This is a genomic window from Elstera litoralis (genome assembly GCF_000963705.1).
GTDB lineage: Bacteria > Pseudomonadota > Alphaproteobacteria > Elsterales > Elsteraceae > Elstera > Elstera litoralis.
Window position 1 is genome coordinate 1 of the sequence record NZ_LAJY01000074.1, and the last position, 3694, is coordinate 3694.

Sequence of the window (3694 nt, forward strand, 5' to 3'; positions counted from 1 at the left end):
GATCGAGAAGCTTACTATGGCGGGTCCGCAACTCGCTCATTTGATCGGCTTGTTTATCCGCCAGTTGGAGGCGCTGGGTTGTGAGCTTATTCTGTTGCTCGATCAGGTCCTTCAGTTGGGTCCCGTAAAGATCGATCGCATTCAGCGATTCTTTTTCGCTGGAGAGAGTTTTGAGCGTGCCGAGGGTTTTGGTGAGCTTATCGTAGGTCGCCGTATAGCCGATGTAGGCGGTCTCTTGGTCGGTTTCATTGCGGGCATTGCCGATAGCCCCCGCCGCCGAGACTAAGGAGCCCACGGCTTCCGACAGCTCCCCGGCCAGACGAACCGCAGGCACCTGGGTTTCGGACAGATCCTGAAACGTGCTGGTGAATTCGCGCACAAACAGAACCCCGACAACGGCCGATCCCAGCGTCGTGGCCACGATGATGCTCATGGCGGCGATCAGTTTGCCCGCAAGCCCGCGCCCGGACGCCTTTTTGGAGCGTGTCGTCATATTCGTTCCTCCCCCTAGCCGACGCGATGGTCAGCACAACCCATGCCTTATTTTAAAGGTCATAGTGCTTGAGTATGGGTTAAGGGCCGATTGAAATCGAGAGAGAACTGGGTTGGAAAGAGGCGATTCCGGTCTTAAAATGACCGAAATCGCCTCGTTTTTGTTACAATTTGATACAAAATCGCGCTGGGATGCTTATTTTTAGGTGATTCATTCTGCGTTCGGCGTTTCAGAGGCGGGCGTGCTGGTGGCCAGCGGCCCGGCTTCGGTCGTCGGCGTGCGCAGTTTTTTGGCGCGGTCGGCGAAGCTTGGCAGACGACGTAGAACACTGGCGTGAAGATCAAACCGAAGAGCGTCACCCCGATCATCCCGGCGAAGACCGCCGTTCCGAGCGACTGGCGCATTTCCGCGCCCGCCCCTTGGGCCAAGACCAACGGCACCACGCCGAGAATGAAGGCGAGCGAGGTCATGATGATCGGGCGCAGACGGGTGCGGGCGGCGGCAATCGCGGCTTCGAACCGGCTCATGCCTTCGTCGTGCGCCTGTTTTGCGAACTCGATGATGAGAATGGCGTTTTTCGCCGCCAACCCGACCAGCACGACAAGGCCGATATCGACCAAGATATTGCGGTCGAGGCCCTGGACACCAACGCCGATCATCGCGGCCAGAATACACATGGGCACGATCAGCACGACCGCCAGCGGCAGCAGCCAGCTTTCGTAGAGTGCGGCGAGCAGCAGGAAGACGAAGATCACCGCCAACCCGAAGGCATAGATGGCCGTATTGCCCGCCAGCTTTTCTTGCAAGGCGATTTCAGTCCATTCGAAGCCGAAGCCGGGGGGCAGTTTTTCGGCGGCCATTTTCTCCATTAGCGTGATGGCCTCGCCGCTGGAATAGCCGCGCGCCAGCGAAACTTGCAGTTCGGCCGCCGGGTAGAGATTATAGCGCGGCACGCGGAAGGCGCTGGTTGTATCGAGGAAGTTGGCGACCGCGCCGATAGGCACCATCTGACCGTCCTGATTGCGCGTTTTCAGATTGGCAATATCGCGCGGCTCCAGCCGGAACGGGTTATCGGCCTGGGCGGTCACGCGGAAGGTGCGACCGAGAATGTTGAAGTCATTCACGAAAGCCGAGCCCATATAGACCGACAGGGTTTCGAATACGCGCGTAATGGGTACGCCCAAGGTTTCCGCTTTCACCCGGTCGATATCGGCATAAATCAGCGGCGTGCGCGTATTGAACAGCGTGAAGGCCGAGGTAAAGCCGGGGGTTTGCCCCAACGGCCCTGCGAGGCCCCAGGTTGCGCCTTCCAACGCGGGCAGACCGCGCCCCGAACGATCCTGCACATAGGCTTTCAGCCCGCCCCCGGTGCCGATACCGGGCACGGACGGCGGCTCGATCACGAAGACCAAGGCTTCGCTAATCTGGAACATCTGCTTGCGCAAATCGGCCAGAATGCCTTGCGTCGTCAGCCCTAGCGCTTGGCGCTCCTTAAAATCCTTCAACCCCACGAAGACAACACCGCTATTGGGCGCATTGGTGAAGGTGCTGCCATCCAGCCCGACGAAGGAAATGGAATTGGCGACGCCGGGATGGGCCTTCAAAATATCCGACGCGCGGCGAATGACGGCGTCGGTCCGCTCCAGGGTGGAGCCCGGCGGGAGCTGCATCGCGGTGATGAGATAGCCCCGGTCGAGCTGCGGAATTAGGCTCGTCGGCGTTGCGACCAGGCGATTATAGGCGAGGCCCAAGAGCCCGGCGTAGACCACCAGCACGATCAGGCTGAGCCGGACCAGGCGGCGGGTGAGCCGGGCATAGCCGCGCCCGAGGCTTTCGAACGCCGCATCGAATTTTTCGAAGAACCAGCGGATCGGGAAGGTCAGGGTTTGCAGCCAGCGCGGCCCGTGGACTTCCTCGCTATGGGGCTTCAGCAGCAACGCCGCCAGCGCCGGGGAGAGGGTGAGCGAGACGAAGGCCGAAATCAGCGTGGCCCCGGCAATCGTGACCGCGAACTGACGGTAGAAGGAGCCCTGCAAGCCGGAGATAAACGCCGTGGGAATAAAGACGGCGCACAGCACTAAGGCGATGGCCAGCAAAGCATTGCCGACTTCATCCATCGTCTTATGGGCGGCGGCTTTCGGCGAGAGGCCCTGGCGCAGGTAGCGTTCGACGTTTTCGACCACGACGATAGCGTCATCGACGACGATCCCGATGGCCAGCACCAAGCCGAACAGCGAGAGCGTGTTAAAGGAAATCCCCACCGCGCCCATAATCAGGAACGCCCCGATCAAGGAAACCGGAATGGCGATAATCGGGATGATGGCGGCGCGCCATTTCTGCAAGAACAGAATGACGACGATGACGACGAGCACAATGGCTTCGAGCAGCGTCTTAATCACCTCATCGACCGATTCGGCGATAAAGTTGGTTGGATTATAGACGACGGAATAGTCGAGCCCCGCCGGGAAATCCTTTTTCAACTCGGTCATCGCCGCGAGAATGGCTTCGGAGGTGGCAAGCGCGTTGGAGCCGGGGCGCTGGAAAATCCCCAACGCCGTGGCAGGCTTATTATTCAGCAACGAGTTGACGTTATAATCCTGCGAGCCCAACTCCAGCCGTGCGATATCGCGCAGGCGGATATAGGAGCCATCGGGCTCGGCCCGCACCACCAGCGCGCCGAACTCGTCGACATCGGTCAAACGGCCCTGGGTTTGCACCGAAAGCTGAAACGCACCCAAGGTATTGGCGGGCGGTTGATTGATCGCCCCGGCGGCCACCTGCACGTTGGCGGCCCGGATCGCGGACACCACTTCACCGGCGGTCAGATTGCGCGCCGCGACCTTGGCGGGATCGAGCCAAACGCGCATCGCATAATCGCGCGCGCCGAACACCAGCACATTGCCGACGCCGTCGATACGCGCCAGAACGTCTTTCACATAGAGCGTCGCATAGTTGGAAATATACTGCTGATCGCGCGAATCGTCGGGCGAGAGCATATGCACGACCATCATCAGGTCCGGCGAGCTTTTCAGCACGTTCACGCCGAGGCGGCGAACCTCTTCAGGCAAGCGCGGCTCGGCGATGGAAACGCGGTTCTGCACCAAAACCTGCGCTTGATCGATATTCGTGCCCGGTTTGAACACCACGTTGACCGAGAGGCGACCGTCGCCGGTGGATTGGGAACTGATATAGAGCATCCCA

General features: G+C 60.0%; 2 protein-coding genes. Both read right to left on the reverse strand.

The window, feature by feature from the left end; all coding sequences use genetic code 11:
- On the reverse strand, positions 1 to 493 hold a 493-nt coding region (locus VZ95_RS03850), incomplete at its 3' end, for a hypothetical protein (protein ID WP_045774704.1).
- Between the two features lie 134 nt (positions 494 to 627).
- The coding region (locus VZ95_RS03855) for an efflux RND transporter permease subunit (protein ID WP_084627560.1) at positions 628 to 3694 on the reverse strand (3067 nt) is incomplete at its 5' end.